17 protein-coding genes are annotated in these 24,500 nt (G+C 69.0%); 10 read left to right on the top strand and 7 right to left on the bottom strand.

The genetic code is table 11. The annotated features are described in order from the left end of the window. The first annotated feature begins 125 nt into the window (after window positions 1-125). From ACGFJ2_RS13125 to ACGFJ2_RS13100, 6 genes are all read left to right on the top strand, one after another. Window positions 126-1,898 (top strand): cellulase family glycosylhydrolase, encoded by a 1,773-nt coding sequence (locus ACGFJ2_RS13125; RefSeq protein ID WP_393467695.1) that lies wholly within the window; start codon window positions 126-128, stop codon window positions 1,896-1,898. Window positions 1,899-1,954: 56 nt separating this feature from the next. Next, window positions 1,955-3,019, top strand: coding sequence for a cellulose binding domain-containing protein (locus ACGFJ2_RS13120; RefSeq protein WP_393467693.1), 1,065 nt, complete (start codon window positions 1,955-1,957; stop codon window positions 3,017-3,019). A 77-nt stretch (window positions 3,020-3,096) separates the two neighbouring features. Beyond that, complete coding sequence (locus ACGFJ2_RS13115; RefSeq protein ID WP_393467691.1) at window positions 3,097-4,617, top strand: TIGR02677 family protein; 1,521 nt, start codon at window positions 3,097-3,099, stop codon at window positions 4,615-4,617. Continuing rightward, window positions 4,614-5,756, top strand: coding sequence for a TIGR02678 family protein (locus tag ACGFJ2_RS13110; RefSeq protein ID WP_393467689.1), 1,143 nt, complete (start codon window positions 4,614-4,616; stop codon window positions 5,754-5,756). Before ACGFJ2_RS13115 ends, ACGFJ2_RS13110 begins: the two co-directional genes overlap by 4 nt. Continuing rightward, window positions 5,756-9,892, top strand: a complete 4,137-nt coding sequence (locus ACGFJ2_RS13105) for a TIGR02680 family protein (protein WP_393467686.1) — start codon at window positions 5,756-5,758, stop codon at window positions 9,890-9,892. Before ACGFJ2_RS13110 ends, ACGFJ2_RS13105 begins: the two co-directional genes overlap by 1 nt. Window positions 9,893-9,978: 86 nt before the next feature. Beyond that, window positions 9,979-11,259, top strand: coding sequence for a TIGR02679 family protein (locus ACGFJ2_RS13100; RefSeq protein ID WP_393467684.1), 1,281 nt, complete (start codon window positions 9,979-9,981; stop codon window positions 11,257-11,259). A 47-nt stretch (window positions 11,260-11,306) separates the two neighbouring features. Here ACGFJ2_RS13100 and ACGFJ2_RS13095 read toward each other — a convergent pair whose 3' ends face one another. From ACGFJ2_RS13095 to ACGFJ2_RS13085, 3 genes are all read right to left on the bottom strand, one after another. Beyond that, window positions 11,307-11,528: a hypothetical protein gene (locus ACGFJ2_RS13095; protein ID WP_393467681.1), complete on the bottom strand. Its 222-nt coding sequence runs from the start codon at window positions 11,526-11,528 to the stop codon at window positions 11,307-11,309. Between the two features lie 298 nt (window positions 11,529-11,826). Continuing rightward, window positions 11,827-12,258, bottom strand: coding sequence for a DUF397 domain-containing protein (locus ACGFJ2_RS13090; protein WP_393467678.1), 432 nt, complete (start codon window positions 12,256-12,258; stop codon window positions 11,827-11,829). After that, entirely contained in the window at window positions 12,255-13,097 is an 843-nt protein-coding gene (locus ACGFJ2_RS13085; RefSeq protein WP_393467675.1) for a helix-turn-helix domain-containing protein, read from the bottom strand. The genes ACGFJ2_RS13090 and ACGFJ2_RS13085 overlap by 4 nt, the downstream gene beginning before the upstream one ends. A 234-nt stretch (window positions 13,098-13,331) precedes the next feature. Between ACGFJ2_RS13085 and ACGFJ2_RS13080 the strand changes: the two genes are divergently transcribed. The 3 genes from ACGFJ2_RS13080 to ACGFJ2_RS13070 all read left to right on the top strand — a co-directional run bounded on the left by ACGFJ2_RS13080 (window position 13,332) and on the right by ACGFJ2_RS13070 (window position 15,712). Further along, on the top strand, window positions 13,332-13,820 hold the full coding sequence (locus ACGFJ2_RS13080; RefSeq protein ID WP_393467673.1) for an ATP-binding protein: 489 nt from the start codon (window positions 13,332-13,334) through the stop codon (window positions 13,818-13,820). Beyond that, a complete protein-coding gene (locus ACGFJ2_RS13075; protein WP_393467671.1) occupies window positions 13,817-13,990 on the top strand; it encodes a hypothetical protein in 174 nt (57 codons plus the stop codon). Before ACGFJ2_RS13080 ends, ACGFJ2_RS13075 begins: the two co-directional genes overlap by 4 nt. 513 nt (window positions 13,991-14,503) lie before the next feature. Next, window positions 14,504-15,712, top strand: a complete 1,209-nt coding sequence (locus tag ACGFJ2_RS13070; protein WP_393467669.1) for an alanine--tRNA ligase-related protein — start codon at window positions 14,504-14,506, stop codon at window positions 15,710-15,712. 308 nt (window positions 15,713-16,020) lie between these two features. On the opposite strand, the gene rmuC is transcribed toward ACGFJ2_RS13070, so the two are convergent. The 4 genes from rmuC to ACGFJ2_RS13050 form a co-directional block, all read right to left on the bottom strand. Then, entirely contained in the window at window positions 16,021-17,682 is a 1,662-nt protein-coding gene (gene rmuC / locus ACGFJ2_RS13065) for a DNA recombination protein RmuC (protein ID WP_393467667.1), read from the bottom strand. Between the two features lie 189 nt (window positions 17,683-17,871). After that, window positions 17,872-18,210 (bottom strand): hypothetical protein, encoded by a 339-nt coding sequence (locus tag ACGFJ2_RS13060; protein WP_393467664.1) that lies wholly within the window; start codon window positions 18,208-18,210, stop codon window positions 17,872-17,874. 697 nt (window positions 18,211-18,907) lie between these two features. Then, entirely contained in the window at window positions 18,908-19,846 is a 939-nt protein-coding gene (locus ACGFJ2_RS13055; protein ID WP_393467662.1) for a carbohydrate kinase family protein, read from the bottom strand. Window positions 19,847-19,856: 10 nt separating this feature from the next. Further along, window positions 19,857-21,047 carry a hypothetical protein gene (locus ACGFJ2_RS13050; protein ID WP_393467659.1) on the bottom strand — a complete coding sequence of 397 codons (1,191 nt, stop codon included), beginning with the start codon at window positions 21,045-21,047 and terminating at the stop codon, window positions 19,857-19,859. A gap of 249 nt (window positions 21,048-21,296) precedes the next feature. On the opposite strand from ACGFJ2_RS13050, the gene ACGFJ2_RS13045 reads away from it, so the two are divergent. Next, complete coding sequence (locus ACGFJ2_RS13045) at window positions 21,297-24,437, top strand: BTAD domain-containing putative transcriptional regulator (protein ID WP_393467657.1); 3,141 nt, start codon at window positions 21,297-21,299, stop codon at window positions 24,435-24,437. Window positions 24,438-24,500: the final 63 nt, after the last annotated feature.

Here is a 24,500-nt window from a genome sequence, read left to right as displayed (position 1 = left end):
GTTGAGGCGTGGGGAGCCTCTTGCGAGGCGGATCAGGGCGGCAGATCGTTGGGAGCGCTCCCAAGTGTCGGAGCTTGGCCGCTTCAAGAAAGCGGTGTCCATCGGTTTCGTCACGGAGGGCTCTCATGCCGATCGTGTTACGCAGGGCCTTGACGGCCGCCGCCGCTGTGGTGCTGGCCGGATTCGGCCTCGCCACCGTCCAGAGCGCGGCCGACGCCGCCGTGTCGTGTTCGGCCACCTACACCAAGAGCTGGGACAACGGCAGCGCGTTCGGCGCCACCATCGCGGTGACCAACACCGGCGACGCGTTGACCAGCTGGACGCTGAGCTTCGACTTTCCCAACAACCAGGTGATCACCCAGATGTGGGAGGGCGTGCCCACTCCGGCGACCCCCACCCCGGCGGGTGCGGCCATCACCGTCAACCCGGTCTCCTACAACGCCGCCAAGGCCGCCGGGGCGACCTGGAGTCTCGGCTTCAACGGCACGTACACCGGTGGCGCCAACACCAACCCCAGCGTCTCCTGCACGGGAACCGGCGCCGGAGGGACGCAACAGGCGCTGGTGGTCTCCGCCACCAGCGTGAGCGTGCCCGAGGGCGGGACCGGCGGCTACACGGTCCGCCTGCGCTCGCAGCCGACCGGCAACGTGACGGTCACCAGTACGGCGGGCAGCGGTGACACCAACATCACCGTGACCGGGGGAGCCGCCCTGACCTTCACCACGGCCAACTGGAACACCCCGCAGACGGTGACGTTGAGCGCCTCGGAGGACAGCGACACCACGAACGGCACCCGGCCGATCACCGTGGCATCCAGCGGCTTGACGTCAGTGACGGTGAACGCCACCGAGGCCGACAACGACGGCGGTACGGGAGGCGCGGCGCCCGCGCTGCACGTCTCGGGGAACCGGCTGGTCACCGCTGCCGGTGCCACCTACCGCATGCTGGGCGTCAACCGGGCCAGCGGCGAGTTCGCCTGCGTACAGGGCAAGGGCATGTGGGACAGCGGCCCGGTGGATCAGGCCTCGGTCGACGCGATGAAGGCGTGGAACATCCGCACGGTCCGGATCCCGCTGAACGAGGAGTGCTGGAACGGCACCAACGGCACGCCCAGCGGCCCCGCGTACCAGCAGAACGTCAAGGACTACGTGAACCTGCTGGTCGCCAACGGCATCACGCCGATCGTGGAGATGCACTGGAACTACGGCCTGTACACCGGTCAGGGCGCCGGTTGCTCCGACACCACGGCGACCTGCCAGAAGCCGATGCCCGACGCCCAGTACGCCCCGACGTTCTGGACCGGGGTCGCCAACGCCTTCAAGGGCAACAACGCGGTCGTCTTCGACCTGTTCAACGAGCCCTACCCGGACGCGGCCGCGAACTGGGACGCGACCGCCGGCTGGAAGTGCTGGCGCGACGGCGGCACCTGCACCGGCATCGGCTACCAGGTGGCCGGCATGCAGTCACTGGTCAACACGGTGCGCGCCACCGGCGCCACCAATGTGATCATGCTCGGCGGGCTGGCCTGGTCCAACGACCTGAGCCAGTGGCTGACGTACAAGCCGACCGATCCGACCGGCAACCTGATGGCCGCCTGGCACACCTACAACTTCAACACCTGCTCCAACACCGCCTGCTGGAACAGCCAGGTCGGCGCCGTCGCGGCCCAGGTGCCGGTGCAGGCCGGTGAGATCGGCCAGAACTCCTGCGCGCACGACTACATCGACCAGGTGATGAGCTGGGCCGACGCGCACGGCGTCGGGTACACGGCCTGGACCTGGAACCCATGGGGCTGCAGCCAGGGCAACGTGCTCATCACCGATTACAACGGCACGCCCACCAGCACGTACGGCGAGGGCTTCAAGGCACACCTGCTCACCCAGAACCCCCTCTCGTAGCAGCACTCGACCGGGCCCGTCATCGGGCGGGCCCGGGTCTCTCCCTGGAGCCGCTCATGCGCCGCAGATCCCACCTGTACGCCGTCCTCGTCACACTCCTCGTGGCGGTCGCCTTCGGTGTCGCCCTGCCCGCGCTGTCGGCGACGGCCCCCGTCCGGATCATGCCGCTCGGCGACTCCATCACCGCCGGCCCCGGCTGCTGGCGCGCCCTGCTCTGGAACCACCTGCAAACAGCCGGATACACGAACATCGACTTCGTCGGCAGCGTCCCCGACGGCGGCTGCAACTACGGGTTCTCCTACGACGGCGACAACGAGGGCCACGGTGGCTACGCCGCGACCGGCATCGCCGACCAGAACCAGCTGCCGCCGTGGCTGGACGCGGCAAAGCCCGACATCGTCCTCATGCACCTGGGCACCAACGACATGTGGGGCGGCTTCCTCCCCACCGCCACTGTCCTGGCCGCATATACCAAGCTGGTCGGCCAGATGCGGGCGAACAACCCGAACATGAAGATCGTCGTGGCCCAGATCATCCCCATGAACCCGTCCGGTTGCCCCACCTGTGCGGCCAGTGTGGTGGCGCTCGACAACGCGATCCCGGGCTGGGCCGCCGGCCTCACGACCGCGCGGTCGCCCATCGTCGTCGCCGACCTATGGACCGGTTTCGACACGGCCACCGACACCGGCGACGGAGTCCACCCCAACGACACCGGCTTCCGGAAGATGGCCGACCGCTGGTTCCCGACGCTCGCGCAGGTACTCAACGGCGTGACCCCGCCGACCTCCCCCTCCCCGTCGGTGACCCCTCCACCGGCCCGGTGCACCGCCACCTACAAGGTGATCTCCCAGTGGGGCGGTGCCTTCCAGGGCGAGATCACGGTGAAGAACGACTCTTCAACCGCCTCCTCCGCGTGGACGACCACCTTCACCTTCGCCAACGGCCAGCAGATCAACCAATCCTGGAACACCACACTCACCCAGAACGGCGCCGCCGTCACGGCACGCAACGCGAGCTACAACGGCAACCTGCCGGTCGGCGCGGCCACCACCTTCGGCTTCACTGCCACCTGGAACAACACCACCAACGCGCTGCCCCAGGTGAGCTGCTCACTCGGCTGAGCACGTCGCGGGGCCGGCGAGACACGGACCGCGGAAATCCCCGTTTGACGCGGAGGACATGAGGGACACTTGACCTCATGTCCTCGCCGACCCAGGAGCCCCAGCCCTTCGCCCATCTGAGTGCGCCGAACGCCGCCCTCTACCGGGACGTGCTGCGGACCTTCGTCAGCGCCAAAGAGCGGTTCATCGTGCACCTGCGGCCCGAAGACGTGGCCGTCGAGCTGCGGCGCGACAGTGACGAGCAGCTGGCCGGCGCGCTGGACAAGCTCGTGGAGTGGCGCAATCTACGCGCCGACGCCGACACCGGCCGGGTGACGACGGTCGAGGAGTTTCACCGCAAACGCCTGCTGTTCCAGCTGACCCCGGCCGGTCAGGCCGCCGAGCAGGCCATCGCGTTCTACGAGGAGGCGATCGGCCGGCGTGGCTCGCTGCAGTCGGTGGCGCTGGCCGACATCGCCGAGCAGTTGCGGTCGCTGGCCCTGCTCGCCGGGGAGGACGTGCCCGACCCCGCCAGGGTCCACCTGCTGCTGCTGTCCCTGGCCGAGCGGTTCTCCTCGCTGGCTGACAACGCGCAGGCGTTCATGGCGTCACTGCGGCGGGCCATCGACTTCTCCGACGGCGACGTGGACGGGTTCGTCGCCTACAAGGAGCGGCTGATCGACTACATCAACCGGTTCATCGCCGACCTGGCCAACTCGGGGGCGCGCATCGCGGCGCTGCTCGTCGAGCTGGAAGGCAGCGGTCACGAGCGGCTGCTGGTGCTGGCCGCCCGGCGCGAGGCCGCCGACGCGGTGCCGGACGGCGAGGACCAAGACCGGGCCCAGGAGAAGGCGCTCGGCTCATGGCGGAACCGCTGGCGCGGGCTGACGGACTGGTTCGTCTCCCAGGACGCCGGTCATCCTTCGCAGGCCCGGCTGCTGCGGCAGGCGGCGGTGACCGCGATCAAGCAGCTCATCGACACGGTCGGGCTGCTCAACGAGCGGCGGGCGGGCCGCTCCGACCGTACGGCCGACTTCCGTACGCTGGCCCGCTGGTTCGCCGAGGCGCCCGACGAGGCGTCGATGCACCGGCTGTGGCGGGCGGCGTTCGGGCTGACCTCGGCTCGGCACCTGAGCGTCACCGCGTCCACGCTGGACGAATGGCAGGACGTTCCGGCTGCCACGCCTTGGGCGCAGGCGCCGCCGATCAGGATCTCGCCACAGCTGCGCCGTACCGGCTCCTACGAGCGGCGGGGCAAGCCGAACAAGGTGGCCGACCGTACGCGGGCCCGCCGGTTGCTGCTGGAGCAGGCCGAACGCGAGGCGGCCGAGACCGCCGCGGCGCGGGCGCGGCTGCGCACGGACGGCCCGGTGCTGCTGTCGGAGCTGGACGTGCTGGACCCGCGCGCGTTCCGGCTCTTCCTGGGCCTGCTGGGCGACGCGCTGGCCGCGCGGCACCCGGACGACCTCGAGGTGAAGACCGTGACGAGCGACGGCTCTCTCGAGGTACGGCTGGCGCTGGTCCCCGGCGGCGGCCAGGTCGAGATCCGTACCGAGGACGGCGTCCTGGCCGGGCCGGAGCACGTCGTCGAGATCACCGACCTGATGGTGGCGCCGTGACACCGGAGGAGGACCTGGCCCAGCGGCGTACGGCGCTGCGTGCCCTGCTGGCCGCCCCGCTGCTGCGCGATCCGGACAAGCTGGTGCTGGTCCGGCGCCACCTGAGCGAGCTGCGCGACTGGCTGACCCGTGAGACGGGCTGGCGGCTGGTCGTCGATTCCGAGAGCGCGCGACTGTTCAAGACGGCGCCGGACCCGTCCGACGCCACCCATCCGGCGCGCGGCCGGGCCGGCGAACCATACGGAAGGCGGCGGTACGTGGTGCTCTGCCTGGCTCTGGCCATGCTGGAGCGGGCCGACGCGCAGACCACGCTCGGCGGACTGGCCGAAGAGGTGCTGAACGCGGCGGCCGAGCCGGAACTGGACTTCGCCTTCACCCTGGACAGCCGCCAGGAGCGCGCCGACCTGGTGGCCGTGGTGCGCACACTCATCGACTGGGGCGTCCTGCGCAAGGTCGCGGGCGACGAGGACGCCTACCTGTCGGCCACCGGCGACGTCCTGTACGACGTACGCAGGCCGGTGCTGGCCGCCCTGCTCACCGGCACCCGCGGCCCGTCCACGATCACCGCCGAGTCCTTCGGCGAGCGGATCGCGGAGCTGGCGGCCGAGCCGGTCGCCGATACCGATGACCTGCGCAACCAGGCGCTGCGCCGCCGTCTCACCCGGCGGCTCCTGGAGGATCCCGTCGTCTACTACACCGATCTGGACGAGGCCGAGCGCGTCTACCTGACCTCCCAGCGGCACGCGATCACCCGCCGGATCGAGGAGGCCACCGGCCTGGTCGCCGAGGTACGGGCCGAGGGCATCGCGATGGCCGATCCCGACGACGAGCTGACCGACGTACGGATGCCCGAGCAGCGTACCGACGGCCATGTCACGCTGCTGGTGGCCGAGCTGCTCGCCGAGCGCGGTGAGCAGAGCATGGAAGAGCTCAGAAGCTTCGTTCGGCAGGCCGCCCGCGAGCACACCTCCTTCTGGCGCAAGGGCGTGACCGAGCCGGGCGCCGAGGACGGCCTGCTGGCCACGGCGCTGGGCAAGCTGACCGCCCTGCGCCTGGCCGAAGTCCGCCACGACACCGTCGCCGGACTGCCGGCGATCGCTCGCTACGCGCTCGACGCCCCCATCGTCAAAGGAACGTGATGCTCCCCGAGCCCACCTCAGAGCGCTGGAAGCCGCTGCGCGCCGGCCTGGTCGACCTGTTCTACTACGACGTGGAGGAGTTCCACTTCCACGACGGGCGGCTGCTGCTGCGCGGCAACAACGGCACGGGCAAGTCAAAGGTGCTGGCCCTGACCCTACCCTTCCTGCTGGACGGCGAATTGGCCCCGCACCGGGTCGAACCCGATGGCGACCGGCAGAAGCGGATGGAGTGGAACCTCCTGCTCGGCGGCAAGCACCCGCACACCGAGCGGCTGGGCTACGCCTGGCTGGAGTTCGGCCGCCGCGCCGCCGACGGCACCCGCGAGTTCCGTACGATCGGCTGCGGGCTCAAAGCGGTCAAGGACCGTGGCATCGTCCGGCACTGGTTCTTCGTCACGCCCCAGCGGCCTGGCCTCGACCTGCACCTGCTGTCCGCCACCGGAGTGGTGCTGACCAGGGAGAAGCTGCGCGAGGCGGTCGAGGGCCACGGCATGGTGTACGACCGGGCCGCCGACTACCGGCGGGCGGTGGACGAGGCGATGTTCGGCCTCGGCGAATACCGCTACGAGGCGCTGGTCAACCTGCTCATCCAGCTGCGCCAGCCCCAGCTGTCCAAGAAGCCGGACGAGAAGCTGCTGTCCAGGGCCCTCACCGAGGCGCTGCCGCCGCTCAGCCCCGCCCTCATCGCCACCGTCGCCGAGGCCTTCCGGGGCCTCGACGAGGAGCGCGACGCCCTGCGCGGTCTGGAGGAGGCGCGTGCCGCCGCGTCCGCGTTCCTCACCCATTACCGCCGATACGCCACCATCGCCGCCAAGCGCAAGGCGGCGGGCCCCCGCCTGGCGCACAGCCGGTACGAGCACCTGGGCCGCGATCTGGCCGAGGCGGAGACCCGGCAGAGCGCGGCGGAGACCAGGCTGGAGGAGCTCGACGACCTGCTCTCGGACCTGGCCACCCACCAGAACCAGCTGGAGGCCCGCCGCAACGCCCTCCAGGAGAGCCCGGAGATGCGCTCCGCCGAGCGACTCAAGCAGGCGGGCGAGGAGGCCCGTCGGCTGGCCGAGCACGCGGGCCGCGCCGACCGTGATCGCGACCGCCTGACCGGGCAGGTCGACAAGATGCGCGGGCGGGCGGACACGACTCGGCTCAAGGCCGACCAGGCGGCGGCCGGGCTGACGGCCGCCCAGGAGCGGACGGCGCGGACGGCCCGCCAGGCCAGACTGCCCGGCGATACACGCGAAGCCGGGTTGCTTGGCGTGCCACGCGGAGCCGGGTCTCCCGGCGAGCCGCTGGACCGGTCGGCTGCTGAGGCGCTCGCCACCCGGCAGGCCGCTGAGGCGCTCGCCACTCGGCAGGAACACGCCGTGGCCGAGCTCGAACGGCTGCTCCACGCCGTCGCCCAGGCCGAGGCCCGGCTGGCCGCGGCCCGCACGGAGGTGGACCGGCTGACGGGCGAGCTCCAGGCGTCGGCCGTACGCATCGCCGCCGCGGAAGAGGCCACGGCCACCAGGATCACCGAGCTGGTTCAGGCGTACACGCTCTATCTGGCCGGACTGACCGAGCTGCGGCTGACGGACCCCGACGGCGTGCTCGCCGCGCTGGCCGGCTGGGCGAACACCGCAGACGGCGCCAATCCGGCGGAAGCCGCCGTCAACGACGCCGTACGCGCCGCCACCGCCGCACTCGGCCGTCGCGGCGCCGAGCTGGACGCGGCGCTGGTCGCGGCGCGCCGGCAGGCGTGGGAGCTGGGGGAGGAAATCGTCAGGCTGGAGGCGGGCGGTCACGACGCCCCGCCCGTGCCGCACACCCGTGGTGCCGCCCGCGATGACCGCCCGGGCACGCCCTTGTGGCGGGCCGTGGACTTCGCCGACGCGGTGCCCGCCGAGCACCGGGCCGGGCTGGAGGCCGCGCTGGAAGCGGCGGGCATCCTCGACGCCTGGCTGACCCCCGCCGGAACCCTCCTGGCCGAGGACGACACGACCATCGTGGCAGGGGCGCCGGTGTCCGGTCCGTCCTGCGCCGTCGTGCTGCGTCCCGCCGTGGACCGGGCCGACCCGGGGGCCGCCGCGCTGCCGGACGCCGCCGTGGAGGCCGTACTGGCGGCGATCGGGCTGGGGCCGGGAGCGGCGACGTGGGTCGCGGTCGACGGGCGGTGGGGCAACGGGGTGCTGGCCGGGTCCTGGCACAAGGTCAGCGCCGACTACATCGGCGAAGGCGCGCGGGAAGCGGCCCGGCGGGCCAGGCTGACCGCGCTCCGGGCCGAACTCGCCGAGGTCGACGGGCAGATCACCGTGCTGGGCGACGAACTGGCCGCGCTGGCCGTACGCCAGGATGACCTGGCCGCCGAGCAGCGGGCGTTGCCGCCGGACGCGGCCGTCCGTGAGGCGCACGTCAAGCTGGCGGCCGAGCACGAGCGGCGCGGCCAGCTGGCGACCGAGCACGGCGTGGCCGAGCGGCTGGCGCAGGACCGGCAGGGTGAGCTGGGCCTCGCGCGGGAGCGGGCGGCGGAGTTCGCGGGCGACGTCGGCCTGCCCGTCGTCGCCGGGGAGCTGGCCGAGGTCAAGGCGGGCCTGGCCGCGTACCGGCTGGCGCTGGCCGAGCTCTGGCCCGCCGTGCGGGCGGCGCGGACGGCCGAGGAGGCCGCGCGGGAGGCCACCGACGACCTCGCGCAGGCCCGCGAATCGCTCACGGAGGCGGCCGTGGTGGCGGCCGAGGCGCGCGAGCAGGAACAGGCCGCCGCCGAGACCTACCGGGAGCTGACCGCGACGGCCGGTGCCGCTGTCGAAGAGCTGTTCCGCCGCCTCGAAGAGGTACGGCTCCAGCTGCGCGAGCGGGCGAAACAGGAGCAGCAGGCGCGAGCCGACCAGCAGCAGGCGCTGACCGAGCGGGGCCGGGCCGAGGCCACCAGCGCGAGCCTGCGCCGCCAGATCAAGGAGGCGGCCGACACGCGCGACGACGAGGTACGCGAGTTCCGCGCGTTCGCCGCGACCGGGCTGATGCGGGTCGCGCTGCCCGAGCTCGACATTCCCGACCCGGCCGCCGAATGGGCGGCCACTCCTGCCGTGCATCTGGCCAGGGCTGTCAACGCCTCGCTTGAGAGCGTCGACGACGGTGAGGGTCCCTGGGATCGGGTGCAGAAGAAGGTCGCGGAAGAGCACAAACTGCTCTCCGACGCCATGGCCAGGCACGGCCACTCGGTCGGGCTGACCCTGCGCGAAGGCGTCATGGTGGTGGACGTGCACTTCCAGGGCCGTACCCGGGAAGTGCCCGGCCTGGTGGCGGCGCTGGGCGAGGAGACCGAGCACCGCGCCCGGCTGCTGTCGGCCAAGGAGCGCGAGATCCTGGAGAACCACCTGCTCAACGAGGTCGCCGGCACCCTTCAGGAGCTGATCACCGCGGCCGAGGCCGAGGTGCGCGAGATGAACGCCGAGCTGGCCGCCCGCCCCACGTCCACCGGAATGCGCCTGCGCCTGCTGTGGAAGCAGGCCAGGAACGCCCCGGAAGGGCTCGATCGGGTACGCGACAAACTCCGGCAGATCGTCGACGCGTGGTCGCTGGAGGATCGAGCGGCGGTCGGGGCGTTCTTGCAGGAGCGGATAGCCCGCGAGCACGCCGACAACCCGGCGGCGGGCTGGAGCGAGGCGCTGACCAGGGCGCTGGACTATCGGACCTGGCACGAGTTCGCGATCCAGCGGCTCCAGGACGGGCAGTGGAGGCCGGCCACCGGGCCTGCGTCCGGTGGTGAGCGGGTGCTGGCCGCGTCCGTTCCGTTGTTCGCCGCCGCGTCGGCGCACTACAAGTCGGCGGGGAATCCGTACACGCCGCGGTTGGTGGCGCTGGATGAGGCGTTCGCCGGGGTGGATGATGATTCGCGGGCCAAGTGCTTGGGGTTGCTGGCCACGTTCGACATGGATGTGGTGATGACCAGTGAACGTGAGTGGGGTTGTTATCCGTCGGTGCCGGGGCTGGCGATCTGCCAGCTGACCAGGCGTGACGGTATAGACGCCGTTCTGGTGACGCCGTGGCGGTGGGACGGGCGTGAGCGGACACGGGCCGAACGTCCGCAGGCGATGGCCGCTGCCGTCGCCGATCCCGGGACTGAGCCCGCCTCCGCTGCCGTACAGGACAGCCTGCTTTGACGGGCGGGGTGACGGACGGAGATGCGGCGGGCCGGGGTTTGACCGGCAATGGTTTGACCGGCGGCGGTTGGACTGGCGAGGAGCGGTTGCGACCACTGTCGGGCGGCGAGGAGCGGTTGCGGCGGCTGTTGGGGGGTGAGGAGATCGCGTGGCTCGTCGACCGCGCCCGGCAGCGGCTCGAACGCGGCCGGCCGCTCACGGGCACGGTCACCCTCGGCACCGCCTCCGCGGCGCAGCGCCGCGCGGCCGAACTGCTGCTCGGCCGCCGCGCGGGCGCCGGCGCCTCGCTGTCGGTCTCCCTGGAGGAGGTGGACCGGGTCCTGCGCGCCAGCGGCGCAGCCCCCGAAGGGCTCCATGAGGCGGTGGTACGGCTCCGCGGCCCCCTGCGCGACCTGGCCGGGGAACGGGAGGCGTCGGCGTCGGCCTGGCGGGCGGCGTACGGGAACCTCGACGCCGCGACGGCCGTCCGCCCCGAGCTGGCCGGATGGCGGGCCTGGCTGGAGTCCACCGGCCTGGTCAGGCGGCTCGCCCCGGACCCGGTCCAGGCGCGGCACCTGCTCGACCAGCTGGCCCAGGTCGTGGCGCGACTGCCGTCGCCCGGCCTGCCCATCGGCCGCTTGGCCGCGCAGACCACCGGTGATGCGCACGCCCTCGACGAGGGGAGGCCGCTGGGGACACTGGCGCTGTCGGCGGCCAAGGCGCTCACCGGCCGGGCGTACCCCGGGGAAGGCGGCGCGGACGCCCGCCGCGCCGCGTGGGCGGCCGTGGGCGTGCACCTCGACGACCTGTCCTCGCTGGTGCTCTGCCTCGGCCTGCCGGGCGACGATCGGACGCCGACCGGGCGCATCCTGGCGGCGGCCCGCGCCGCGGGCGAACCCTGCGTACTGACCCTGCGCCAACTCCGCCGCCACGACCGGCCCCTTTCGTGCGGGCTGGTGCGGATCTGCGAGAACCCCGTCGTGGTGGCGGCCGCCGCCGACGAACTGGGACCGTCCTGCCCGCCGCTGGTCTGCGGTGGCGGCCGGCCGTCGGCGGCCGTCTGGCGGCTGCTCGACCTGCTGTCGGAGGGCGGTGGGCGGTTCGCGTACCACGGGGACTTCGACTGGGGCGGCGTCGCCATCGCCGCCGCCGTCCACGACCGGTATGGGTTCGAGCCTTGGCGCTTCGACACCGCCGCCTACGAGGCGGCGGCCTCCCAGATGATGGCCTCCCAGGCAGCGCTGACCGAGCGGCCGTGCCCGACGCCGTGGGATCCCGCTCTGGCCAAGGCGATGGCGCGCCGCGCGGTGCGAGTGGAGGAGGAGCTCGTCCTACCCATCCTGCTCAGCGATCTGTCGTCAGGCCCAAACGATCGAGGTACGAGATGATGGACCTGTAGTGGACTCAGTCCAGATGGCCGAGATAGGGCCCGGCACTATTTCTCCATGAGCTGCCGGGTCGCCTCCGCACAGTGATCAGCGAGTTGTCGGCCCTCCTCGACCAGGTCGTCGACGCCGCCGGGCTCGTCATCGGGCAGTGGATTGCGTTTGGTCCACCGGCGCAGCCGTGCCAAGCCTGAACCCAGATCGGGCAGCGGTGGTCCATCGGCCAGATCGAGCCGTACCTCGTGATGGTTCTGCTTGATGGTTTCCTGCATGGAAGGCGTCTCGTAGGTGAGGTTGTGGTACCTGGCGGTGCGGTTGAGCGGGCGCGAATGCCGATGTGAACAGGCTTCTGAAGATGTGGAACAGCCATCCATCCTGCCAGGTTCGGGGCAGACGAGAAGTAGACGTACCTGGTCGACGCTCCTCTCGAGCGCCAGGCCATGCGGGAGCAGTCGGACCGGGACAGCTGATCGGGTAGAGCCGTACCCAACTGGGCTGGTAGAGCCGACCAGCAAGGTGCTGACCGAGCGGGGCAGGGCCCGAGGCCCATCTCAGCCAATGCCATACGGCTTATGCCAGATGGTCGAATTCGCCGTCCTTGGCACCGTCTAACCAGGCCTGCCACTCCCTGAGCGTGAAGACGAGCGTCTCAGCGGTGAGGGAGAGACGCATCGCGACGTGGCTGCCGGCGAACGCGATTAACAGACGAGCATCCGACTGGTCAGGGGCGTGCAGCCAGTTGGCACTGATCAGATTGAGATCCTCGGGCGTTGGCTTCGCAGTCCCGCCCGTAGCTGCCAGCGGGGGAGCAGGCAGCTCGAAATAGCCGTTCTTGGCCCCATTGAGGAAGGAGTACCAGGCATCTGCGCCTGCCCGCAGTTGGGGACCGGACGGGTTTTTTGAATCACGTAAGGCGACCCCTGCGCCGTTTGGCCTCATTTGGACGCATTGCTGGCCACTACCGGTGCGACTGCTGGTGATCCAGCCCTGCTCGTCAGTCATCGCATCGCCTTCCTCGCGTCCTTGATCAGGGTCACGGAGTCATCGGGTGCTAGAGCCATCCGGCGAGCGGCGTCGGCGGCCGTGCGATAGCGGGCAACGTCGCCCGGCGCTTCCACGAAGATATCCCCGAACAATCCCTCTTGATGGGCGACGGGAGGATCCTCTTTGTCGGGAAAGTCGAGGATGGTGAACTCGCCGTCCAGTCCGGTATGACCACCCGCGCAGAATGGGATCAGATAGATCGTGATCGCTTGATGTCCGGAGAGCTCGATCAGGTGGTCGAGTTGATGGCAGGTGACCTCCATCCCGCCGACGTGCCTCCGTAGGATGGCCTCGTCCAGGATCACGGTGATCTCGGGCGGGGCGTCCCGGCTTAGCAACTGCTGACGGGCGATCCGTGCCTCGGCTCGCCGCTGGATCTCTTCCTGCGAGCCGTCCACCAAAGTGGCCGCGATCAAAGCGTGGGCGTACTTGGGCGTCTGAAGCAGCCCGGGGATGTTGTGGGCGAGGAAGGTGATCGCTGAGGCGTCGTCTTCGAGGACGAAGTACGAGCCGCCCTTGTACATGTCGCTGTACGCCAACCACCAGCCGCGCTTCCACGCTTCCCGGCACAATCTGCCGAGTGCCTCCGCCTGGGGTGAGGGTACGCCGTAGATGTCGAGAAGGAGTTCCAGGTCTTCGACGATCAGGCGGCTCTCTCCGTTTTCGACGCGGTAGATCTTCGAGCGGGACCAGGCGAGTTGTTTGGCTACCTGCTCTGGCGACAGGCCGCGTGATTCGCGGATGGCGCGCAACTCGCGCAGCAGTCTGCGTCCGCGGACCGACAGGCTGTACCGCATCTTCCTCCTCTTTTGTTTTGTCCGGCATGGCGTCGATTCCGCGTGGATTGCGCAAGGTCGATCTTTTGTGAGTTTGAGATTTCTCATAGAAGACCTGTTGCGAAGTCAGGAAGTCTCGCCGATGATAAAGCCGCATGGTCGCTCTATGTAGTTGTGTCGTCACATCCTGCCCTTGGAAGGGTAGCGTTTCGCACGCCTTTCCCTCGCCCTCCGAACCGAGGAAGGCCTTCATCGATGAGCCCGTCAACGACGACGTCCGCAAGCCTGCCGTCCCTGCCCGCCTTGCCGGCGCTCCTCTTGTGGCCGCTGATGGCGGATGCTCCCCTCGCACGACAGGCCCGGGGTCTGCTGCTGTCCGCGCTGACCACTCTGCCCACCAGTCCGAAGCGCGTCGAAGATGCCCTTCTCATGATCGGCGAGGTGGCAGCCAACGCCGAGAAGCACGCCTCCCCGCCGTACGAACTGCGGATCTACCACACCCATCGCCGCACGGTGGTGGAGTTCATCGACGGCGACTGCCGACCATTGGTCCTGCCCCCTCAGCTGATTCCCGAGTTGACGCTGGCCGACATCGACTGCTTGGAGATCGAAGCCTTGGAGCGGGGTCGTGGCCTGCATACTCTCGTCGCTCTGGCTCAAGGGGATTGCGGCGTACGGCAACTGCCCGCTCAGGGCGGCCGTCCTTGCATCGGTAAGGTGGTCTGGTTTGCCCTGCCTCGATGAGGGTCCCGCGGCGGCTTTACTCGGTCCAGGCGCGGCACTTGCTCGACCAGCTGGCCCAGGTGGTGGCGCGACTCCCGTCGCCCGGCCTGCCCATCGGCCGCCTGTCCGCGCAGACCGCCGGTCTTCGCATTCGATTCGACGCGGGAGGTCATCTTCCTCGTCTCTGGTGACAAGGCGGGGAGCTGGGAATCCTGGTGCAACGAGGCGATTCCGCTGGCCGCTGAGCGGTTCACGGAGCATTTGATCGCGTTGAAGAAGCAGGGAGGTCGATGAGCGCCGAATTCGTCAAGTAGAGCGACGTCAAGGCAAAGGCTCGCTCACTCGACCCCCGTAGCGACGCCGAGCGTGAGGCGGGCCGGCTGGCGGCGCGGGCTCGTCGAGAGGCATACAGCGCGGCTATCAGTTGCTCGTGGAGCACCGGGATTCGTCACTGACCGCGACGCTGACCGGCCGGAAATCCAGGGGAAACCGACCCGCCGTTTAGATAGCATCCGGCCCATGGAGGTCTCCAAACGCACTCTCGCCGCAGCCGCACGAGCTACCAGCTCGTCGGTTGCCGCTGCCTGACCTCCTCTTCATTCGCCGGCGACCGGGAACGGCCGCCAGCGCGTCGTCTGACTCTTGTTCGCAGTCTGTGCTCGTGGCCCTTTCCGGTCCCTCATGACCACGAAGGGCCTATTGCCATGAACGTCGATCAGACCATCAGCACCTTCCTTGACTTCTTCCAGGAGCGTGGCCATCAACGCGTCACCGGAAGCTCGCTCCTGCCGCCTTCCGGAGATTCGGTGCTGTTCACCACCTCCGGCATGCACCCGATCACCCCGTACCTTGAGGGCCGCCCGCACCCGCTCGGGCGGCGCCTGGTCAACCTGCAACGCTGCCTACGCACCACTGACCTGGATGAGGTCGGTGACAGGACCCACCTGACGGTGTTCGAGATGCTGGGTTCCTGGTCGCTGGGTGACTACGACCACCAGCAGAGTCTTCGATGGGGCTACGAACTGCTGCGCGACGGCTTCGGCCTCCGCCCCGACCGGCTGTACGTCACGGTCTTCGGTGGCGACGAGCAGGTCGGGCCCGACACCGAGTCGCTGCGGACCTGGGGCGAGTTGGGCGTGCCGGTGGAGCTGACCGGTGATGACAACTGGTGGTCCAACGGGCCGACCGGTCCGTGTGGTCCCGACTCGGAGATCTTCGTGTGGACCGGGGAGGGCCCGCCCCAGGGCACCCCGACCAGTGACCAGCGGTGGGTGGAGGTGTGGAACCACGTACGGATGCGCTACCGCCGCCACGAGGACGGCAGCCTGGAATCCCTGCCGCAATCGGGGATCGACACAGGGATGGGGCTGGAACGGCTCCTCACGATCTTGCAAGACAAGCCGTCGGTCTTCGAGACCGATGTGTTCCAGCCGTGGATGACGACCATCCCGCTTCTGTGGAGCACGGACGAGTCGTCGTCACGGGTCATCGTGGACCACCTGCGTTCCGGCATCGTGGTCATCGGCGACGGGGTCAGGCCGTCCACCACCGGGCGGGGCTACGTGCTGCGCCGGCTCATCCGGCGGGTGCTCACCACCCTGTGGCGCGATGACTCCTCCCGCCTCTTGTCCGACCTTCCTCGGGAGCTCATCGAGCACACGCTGGAGCACTTTCGGCAACCGTGCGAGGTCAGCCAGGTACGCGAGGTGCTGCTTGATGAGGAGGGACGGTTCTCCAGCCTCCTCAGGCGAGGCCGGCAGGTGCTGACCCGAGAGGGTTTTGTCGGGAAGTTGCGCGAGGAGGACTACGACTACCTGCACCAGACCCATGGCCTGCCCCGTGACCTCGTCGACGGCCTGCTCACCCAGGGCGGACCAGGTCCATCCACTGGCACGCCGGGCTCTCAGACGTAGGGAGCAGGCCCCGCTCTTCTTACGCGGCCATATCCCATCGGTCGAGGGACACGGTGATCGGGTGGTTCTCTCGTAGCTGGGCCAACTCCGCCTCCGTGAGCGAGGTCGCGGAGGGAGACGTGCCCCCACCTTCCACCCCGCATGCAGCAGGGCGTCCTCGAGCGCCTTGATGGGGTTCGGGTGGCGAGCCAGCCGTGCAGGAACGACGCGAACAGCGCCTGCCTCGCCCGGCTGTGCTCGTCACGCTCTGCGAACGCGCGTGCCCCAGTAAGGGCCGGAAGAACGCGGTTTTGTTGAGTACCCCGATGTCAGCCGACCGCCTCCTCTGGGGCGTCATCGTCCTCCTGCGCTGCTGGCAGCGCTCGGACTGCCCGCTCTGCCATAGCGGAAGCGACCAACTCGGGACTGCCGAGAGGACGTGCGGACTGCTCCGCGGCGTGAAGTTCGATCAGCTGCCCCTCGACCACCTTGAGGGCGTGAAACTTACGCGCTGTCACGAATACCCGACTTTCCATAGAGCCGACCGTTTCGTTGTACGCCTTGACTGACCGGTCGAGCGCGCCGCCGAGCTTGTTGAGGTGGCCGCCCATGAGCGACAGGCGCTCGTACAGCTCCCGACCGAGGTCGTAGATTTGCCGGAGATTGTCCTGCAGTGCCGCCTGAGTCCAGGCGAAGGCGATCGTGCGGAGCATGGCGATCAGGGATGTGGGCGTCGTGATCAGTACGCGCTTGGATACCGCGTACTCCAGGAGGGACTGATCATGCTCCAGCGCCGGCTGGAGGAAGGCGTCGCTCGGCACGAAGAGGACCACGAACTCCGGCGACACGGCCACCCTGCGGAAGTACTCCTTGCTCCCGAGGGCGTCCACGTGCTTGCGCAAGTGCTTGGCGTGATCGCCCCAATGCTTCTTCGCTTCGCTCTCCTCGACGGCCTCGGTCGCCGCCATGAACGCCGCCATCGGTACCTTCGCGTCCACCACGACCTGCTTGCCGCCGGACAGGCGGACCACCATGTCGGGCCGGAGGGCGCTTTCCTCATCGGCGAAATGGACCTGAAGGTCGAAGTCACAGTGTTCGACCAGGCCGGCCAACTCTGCGGCCCGCTTGAGGTGCATCTCTCCCCACTGGCCGCGAACCTGCGGCTTCTTGAGCGCCTCCACCAGGTTGCGGGTCTCCTTACGGGTTCGGACGCCCTCCTCGGTCAGAGTGACCAACTGCTGGTCCAGCTTCGCCTCTGCTGCCACACGAGTGCTGCCGAACTCCTTGAGTTGCTGGTCCATCTGCGCCAGCCGCTCGTGAACGGGCTTGCTGGCCGCACTCAATGTCGCCTCGGCCTTCGAAACCAGTTCCGTCTCGGTCTTCTTCAGCATCTCGGCTGTCGTGGCGCGCAGTGTCTCTTCCAAAAGCTGATTGTTGTGCTCGCGGCTCTGGTCAAGCTCCTTGCGGACTGCCTCCAGGGCCGTGGCCTGCTCCTGAAGGGCCTGCTTTTGCGCGCTTAGCTCGCCGAGCTGCTCCTTGAGCCGCTGAATCTCCGCGCGCAATTCCCCTTCCGTGGCTGTCAGTGCCGAGACCTCCAGGTTGGTTTCGCGAACCCGGCGCTCGCTCTCTGACAGACGGCTCTGCTCGGTGCTGAGGGACGCTTTGAGCTGCTCCACCTCGGCCTGTCTGTGCTGCAGGTCGGCCTGGGCCGCCTTGGACTCAGCGATGAGGCAACCGATCCGCTCATCGAGAGCCTGGCGCTGAGTGAGCGAGGTGATGTACTCCCGCTCAAGCTCCGTGGCTCGCTCCTGGGCCTTGTCCCGCTCCACGCGCAGATTCTCGGCTTGTTCGCGGGCCTGCCGGTGCTGCTGTTCAGCGAACTTCATGTCGGCGCGCTCGTCGGCGCTCCGGCCGCGGGCGATCAGGTAAGCGACCGCGGCGGAGACAACAGCGACCAGGATCGCAAGGATGACAACGAGTTCGGGGGCCAACGGGCTTCCTCTCGGACGTACCGCAACCGGGGGTCGGCTGGGGAAGACGCGGTCACGGGAGTCCCGTCCTCATCCTCAGAGAACAGGCATCCCAGCAGGAGCAACTGTAGGCCTGAGCATCAATCCATTCTCTTAATTCATTGATATACCCTGTTATCAAATATTAACTGTCGATTTGGGACGGTTTGGTTATTGGCGAGTCGCGCGATATTCCCATCGGCAATTGCGCTGGACGACACGCTCGACGAGGATCGGCTCAACACGATCGGTGCCAAGCTCGACATCCTCAGCGAAGACCTGGAGATCAGCCGGGCGTCGCCCCTGGTGTTCATGCTCGACGAAGAAGATCATCTCCGCAAACTTCGTCGGGTTATGCCAGATGGTCGAATTCGCCCTTCTGGCGCCGTCCAACCATGCCTGCCACTCCGCGAGCGTGAAGATGAGCGTCTCGGCGGTGGAGGAGAGACGCATCGCGACGTGGCCGCCGACGAACACGATTAACAGCATCCAGCCCTGCTCGTCAGCCATCACATCGCCTTCGTCGGGCCCTTGATCAGGGTCACGGAGTCGTCGGGTGCCAGGGCCGTCCAGCGAGCGGCATCGGCGGCCATGCGATAGCTAGGTTGCCTTTTCCCGAGCTAGGTTGCCTTTTCCCGCGGCCAGGTGCCGCCCGTCCGCAGGGTCAGCCCGCCGCCCAGTGGCGGCCTGCCGATGAGCGGGTTGCTGTCCTCTTCGAGGAGGAAGACGGGCTCGCTTTCGACGTGGCGCAGGAGGTCTCCGCCAACCCAGCGTTGATCGCTCGCCGGAGCCGACGTGACCTAATCGCTCACTGTCTGCGCAGCGCAGATCGCGAGAAATATGTCGAAAGCCACCGCCCCGTAGGCGGTGGCCACGATATTGCGTCGGTCAACCTATCGCGTCAGATATGAGCGTGATGATGTGAGTTATAACCCACATCATCATATTGACTACAGCAAATGGGTGCATCCCGGTCCTTTCGGACATTCCTCTACATTGCCGGACGTGAACCGTACCCCAGGGGGAAGGTTGGCATATCTATCAAGCTTCCCTTTTCTGGCTTAAGCCTTTCACGATCCTGTGCCAGGGTGTGGCGGTTCGCCGAAATGATCTTTACGGGATGCCGTGCGGAGCGCGGGCATGCCGAGGACCCGGTGGCATGGCCTGGTGCGATCCGTGGTGTCTCTGGCGGACAAGTTGCCTTCCCCTACGCGGCGGTGTCCCAACGACCGAGGGACGTGGCGATCGGGTGACTCTCCCGCAGCCGGGCCAGTTCCACCTCCGTCAGCGAGGCCGTACTCGGAAAGGTGTCACCCACCTTCCACCCCGCGTGGAGCACGGCGTCCTTGAGTGCCGTGACGGGGTTCCGGGTGGCGAGCCAGCCGTGCAGGAACGACGCGAACAGCGCGTCCCCCGCCCCGGCGGTGCTCAGCACGCCGCGCGGCGCGACGGCCGCCGCCTTGATCAGGGTGCCGTCGCGCAGCCCCATGAGGCAGCCGCGCCCGCCGAGGCCCACCGCGGCGATCGCGCACCCGGGATAGCGTTCGAAGACGCTCGCCACCCACTGTTCCGGCGGGCCGGCCAGCCGTTCGTGGCTGCAGAAGACGATGTCGGCGACCTCCAGCCAGGGCCGGTTGTACGCGTCGTCGATGTCCGTGATCAGATGGACGTCGACCGCGATCGGCACGTTCCGTGCCCGTGCGTGGCCCAGCAGGGGCCGGACGAACGCGGTGTTGGTGAGCACCGCGAGATCGACGTCGCGGACCAGGCGGCGGAACACCTCGACGGGATATTCGGCGGTGTTGACCGCGGCGACGTACGGATGCCCGGAGCGCCGTCCGTCCGGCGCCACGAGCACCACGCCGAGCGATGAGCGCGGCACCTTCACCACCCCCGGCCCGAGCAGCCCGCGGGCGCGTAACGACGCGTTGATCGCCTCACCCGCGACGTCCTCACCCACGAAGGTGCACAGGCGCGCCTCGTCGCCCAGGGTGCGCAGGGTGTCGGCGATGTGGCACGCGGCCCCGGACACCTCGGCCCGCATCCAGTCGGGGAACCGCAGCGACGTGTACGGGAGCGGGAACTCCTCGACCGGCATGGCCATGTAGAGGCTGCTGACACCCGCTACCACTACCTTGCTGCCCATTTCTTCTCCTTCAGGGGGTGAGATGCGGCGGGGGGACCGGATCGGTCCGCGGAATGGTGAGTGGCTGCGTCATGCGCATCAGCCGGTACATCAGGCGCCGCATGTTCCGGTCGAAGCAGCCGGGGGCCGAGGTGAGCCGGGCCACGACGGCGTCGTGCCGCCCCTGCCAGTGGCCGGCGGCGGCCGCGCGCAGCTGGGCCGCCAGCGGCCCATGGGGCCGTAGCCGGGGCGCCGCCGAAGCCAGCAGCCCTCCGGCGGACTCCGGGTCCACGTCGTCCTTCGCGTCGCCCACCAGCAGGACCGGGGCGCCGCAGACCGCGCCGTACACCGCGACGGAGCCGTGGTCGCCCACCACGTGATCGGCGGCCACCAGCGCACCACGCCAGTCCGCCTCGGGCGGTATCAGGACGAGCCCGTCACGCAGGCAGTCGGCCAGCCAGGCTCTCACCTGCCAGACGCCGTGGCCGAACCAGACATTCGGATGGAAGAGCGCGGCCACGCGGTAGCGGTCGCGGGGCAGCTCGGCCAGCATCCGCCGGAACAGCTCCGCACGCCGCCCGAAAAGGGATCGTGTCCCCCAGGTCGAGGTCACCACCACGAGCTCGCGGTCGTCCTGGACGCCGAGGGCCTGGCGGTAGGCGCGCCGCTCTCCGGCACTGGCCACCAGCCGGTCATGGGAGGCGTCGCCGACGACCTCGGCGACCGCGACGGCCTCCGGACAGCTCCGCGCCAGCCGCCCCCGCTCCGCGTCGTGGGCGAGCACGATCGCCGACGGGACCACCATGCCGTCCCGGACCAGCTCCTGAGCGCTGAGCCCGTACACGCCGCGGGCCGCGACGGCGCCACCGCCCAGCCGGCGGCTGACTCTCTTCTGGTAGCCCGCGCCGTGCGGGATGACGACGAGCGGCGCGTGAACGTCCTCGATCCCCCCATAGGCGGCGGACACGGCGAGGTCGAAGCGCTGTCGAATGGCCAGCCGCCACGGCATCACCACGCCGCCGATGCGCCCGAGCAACTCGCTCACCCCGTTGCCGAAGACATCCGGGGCCCTGGTGAAGACCACCTGGACCCGCAGATCGGCGGCGAGCAGACGGACGACGTCCAGCAGAATCTGCCCGGACGTGACCGTGTGAACGATCACGAGTACGGTCCGCAGGCCGCGGCGCGTCACCCAGCGCGCCGCATCCGGCCCGACCGGCACGTGGTACCCCTCTGAACAGGACATCGGGCTTTCGACCCCCCATTTCGCGTGCGACGCGGTTTCGCGCCGCCGTATTCGCCCGGCCGTAATCCCCGTTTCAACGGCTCTATCCAAGGGTCCACCGCTTGCCTGGACAAAACCTTGCAACAATCGTGAAGTTGAAGAGTCAGATCAAAGGTGCGTATGGACCATTAAGCGAATGCGCGGGAAACTGGCGGCACGTGGGTCTTTAGCGGTGAAAGGACACTCGTGGAGTTCCGAATACTCGGCTCCGTGGAGTTGTGGTCCGACGGGGAGGCATGTGAGCTCGGATCGGCCAAGGAACGGTACATCCTGGCCATCCTGCTCCTGTCGCCTGGGCAGCCCGTGTCCATCGAAACCATGATCAACCGGGTTTGGGGCGACGCGCCGCCGGCAAAGGCGCGCGAGAGCGTCCATAGCTATATCGCCCGGCTGCGCGGACGCCTGAATCGCCGGTTCGGGGATAGCGGGGCACGACTGATTTCCCGTTCCGGGGCTTACCTTCTGGAAGTCGATCCCGAGCAGATCGACCTGTATCGTTTTCGGCGGCTGAACGTACAGGCGCGCGCTATCGCGGCCAGCGGCAACCCGGAGGACGCGCTGCGCCTGCTCCGCGAAGCGGAGAATCTGTGGCGGGGCGATCCGCTTTCCGGCCTGTCCGGGGAATGGGTGACGCAGGTCCGTACGAGCCTGGAGAGCGAGCACCGGGCGGCGATCGGCACCCGCCTGGCGATGGAGCTCGACGCGGGCCGGCACGCCGAACTGGTGGGGGAGTTGTACGGGCTGGTCGATCAATATCCGTATGACGAGTCGTTCGTCGAGCAGCTGATGGTGGCCCTGTATCGCTGCGGTCGCCAGGGTGACGCGCTGACGGCGTACCACCGGGCCAGCCACCGCCTCTCCGACGACCTCGGAGCCGACCCCGGGCCCTCCTTGCGCGGCACACACGACCGCATGCTCCGCGGCGATCCGGACCTGGCCGTGCCGCCCGCCCGCCACCGCACTCCCGGCGGGCCGCTCGCCGACAACCTGCCCCGCGACATCGCGGACTTCACCGGGCGAGAGGCGGAGCTGAACCAGCTGTACGCCGTGTTGGATCGTTCCCCGTCGGCGGTCGTGATCGAGGCCATCGACGGCATGGCCGGGATCGGCAAGACGGCCCTCGCCATCCACGCGGCGCACAGGCTGGCGGACCGGTACCCGGACGGGCGGTGGTACCTCCATCTCCGCGCGCACGATCCCCACCAGCCGCCGCTCGATCCCGCAGAAGGTCTCGACACCCTGCTCCGGCTTCTGGGAGAGGATCCCAAGCGCATCCCTGGGACGCTGGAGCCGCGTGCCGCGCTGTGGCGAGCGTGGGTCGCCAACCGCAGGATGCTGATCGTGCTGGACGACGCGGCCGGCGCCGACCAGGTGCGGCCATTCCTTCCCGGGGCGCCCGGCTGCCTCGTGCTGGTCACGAGCCGGCATCGGCTCGCCGGCCTCGAAGGCGCGCGCCCGCTCCCGCTGGACGCTCTGGCGCCACCGGAAGCGGCGCTGCTCTTCCGCCGGATCGTCGGCCAGGACCGGCAGCTCGACGCGGGTGACGTCAACCAGCTGGTCCGTCTGTGCGGCTACCTTCCGCTCGCGGTCACGATCATGGCCAACAAACTCCGCCATCGGCCGGCCCGCGGGGTCGGAGACCTGGTGGCCAAGCTGTCCCGCTCCAAGGACCGGCTGGCCGAGATGCACGCGGGAGACAGTGACCTCGTCACCGCGTTCGAGCTGTCGTACCGGGAGCTGTCCCCGGAGCGGCGGCACGCCTTCCGTCGCCTGGGCCTGCACGTCGGCGCCGACCTCACCGCGGGCGCGGCGGCCGCGCTGATCGGCTGCGACCTCGAGCGGGCGGAGCGCGTCCTGGAGGAGCTGATCGACCGCCATCTCGTGGAGGAGCCGGACTCCGGCCGGGTCCGCTTTCACGACCTGCTGCGCGCCTATGCGGCGGAGCGCGCGGCCGAGGAGGAACCCGTCGAGGAGCTGCGGCGAGCCGTCCACCGGCTGCTCGACCTCTACCTGCACACCGCCGACCAGGCCGATCGCGTCCTCTACCCGCACAGGCGCCGCGCCGCCGTGGACGTCACCCATCCGCCCGTGGATCCGCCGTCCGTGAGCGACCCGCGTGCCGCCACCGAGTGGCTGCGCGCCGAGCGGGCCAATCTGCTCATGTGTGTACGTCACTCCGCCGAGCGGGGCTTTCCGGCGCATGCGGCCCACCTCTCGCAGGCCGTCGCGACGTACTTCGAACGATCGGCGCTCTGGGAGGACGCCGCCCGCGTCCACGAGCTCGCCCGCCAGGCCTGCCAGGAGATGGGCGACCGCGAGGGGGAGGCTCGCGCGGAGCTCGAACTCAGCCTGGTACGCAGCCGTACAGGCGACTACGCCGTCGCTTTCGAACATGCCCTCAACGGCCTCAGCGCTTTCCGCGCCCTCGGCGACCGGCGCGGCGAGGCCGACGCCCTGGACCATCTCGCCCTCGTGCACTGGCTGTCCGGGCGCAACCGTGAGGCACTGGCTTACGCGGAGGAGGCGCTTGGGCTGTTCCGTGTCGTGGAGGACCGGTATGGGGAAGGGAACGCGTTGCTGCATTCGGGGATCGCGCTGTCGTACCTGGGGCGTACGGAGGAGGCAGTGGCCGTCTTCGAGAGCTCGTTGGAGATCGTGGAGGAGATGGGGGACGTCGCAACCAAGGCGATGTTGTTGAACAATCTCGGGGAATTGCACCTCAACCGTGGTGATCATCGGGAGGCGCTCGGACTCTTCCGGGACTCGCTCGCTGTCATGCGCGAGACGGGGTGGCGGCAGAACGAGGCCGTGGCCTTGAACAACGTGGCCGGCGTCATGGCCCGTGAAGGGCGCCGCGACGAGGCCTTGCATTTCTATCGTGAGGCTTTGTCAACTTATCGCGAGACCGGTGATCGCCGGAACGAGGCGGACGCGTTGAGCAATATCGGGTCGATGTACCTGGACGCGGGGCTGACCGCTGAAGCGCTGATCCATTTCCAGAAAGCGCTTGCCCTTTCGGGCGATATAGGGGATTTGTACGAAACTGCGCGTGCGCTCCAGAGGATTGGTGACACTCAGCAGGCTAGTGGGCAGTTTGTCCTTGCTCGGGATACTTATGAGCGTGCGCTCTCTTTGTCCAGGGATGTGGCGGATCCCCAGTTGGTGGCGGGTTCTCTCCAGCGTCTCGGTGAGAGTCTTCTGCAGATTCATGGGAGGAGTGCGGCGGAAGAAGTGTGGCGGGAGGCTTTGGGGATATTTGAGCGGTTGGGCGCTCCAGAGGCTAGGATTCTGCAGGATCGCCTCAACGGTCACGATGTAGCGGGATAAAAGCTGGCGCCCAATCTCCTTATTGCCCTATCTAAAAGGATATGCTTCACTTGCCGCGGTGAA

Source organism: Nonomuraea sp. NPDC049028 (genome assembly GCF_043197735.1).
Classification (GTDB): domain Bacteria; phylum Actinomycetota; class Actinomycetes; order Streptosporangiales; family Streptosporangiaceae; genus Nonomuraea.
Note: the sequence above shows the minus strand (reverse complement) of the source record. Positions and strands in the feature narration are given on the sequence as shown.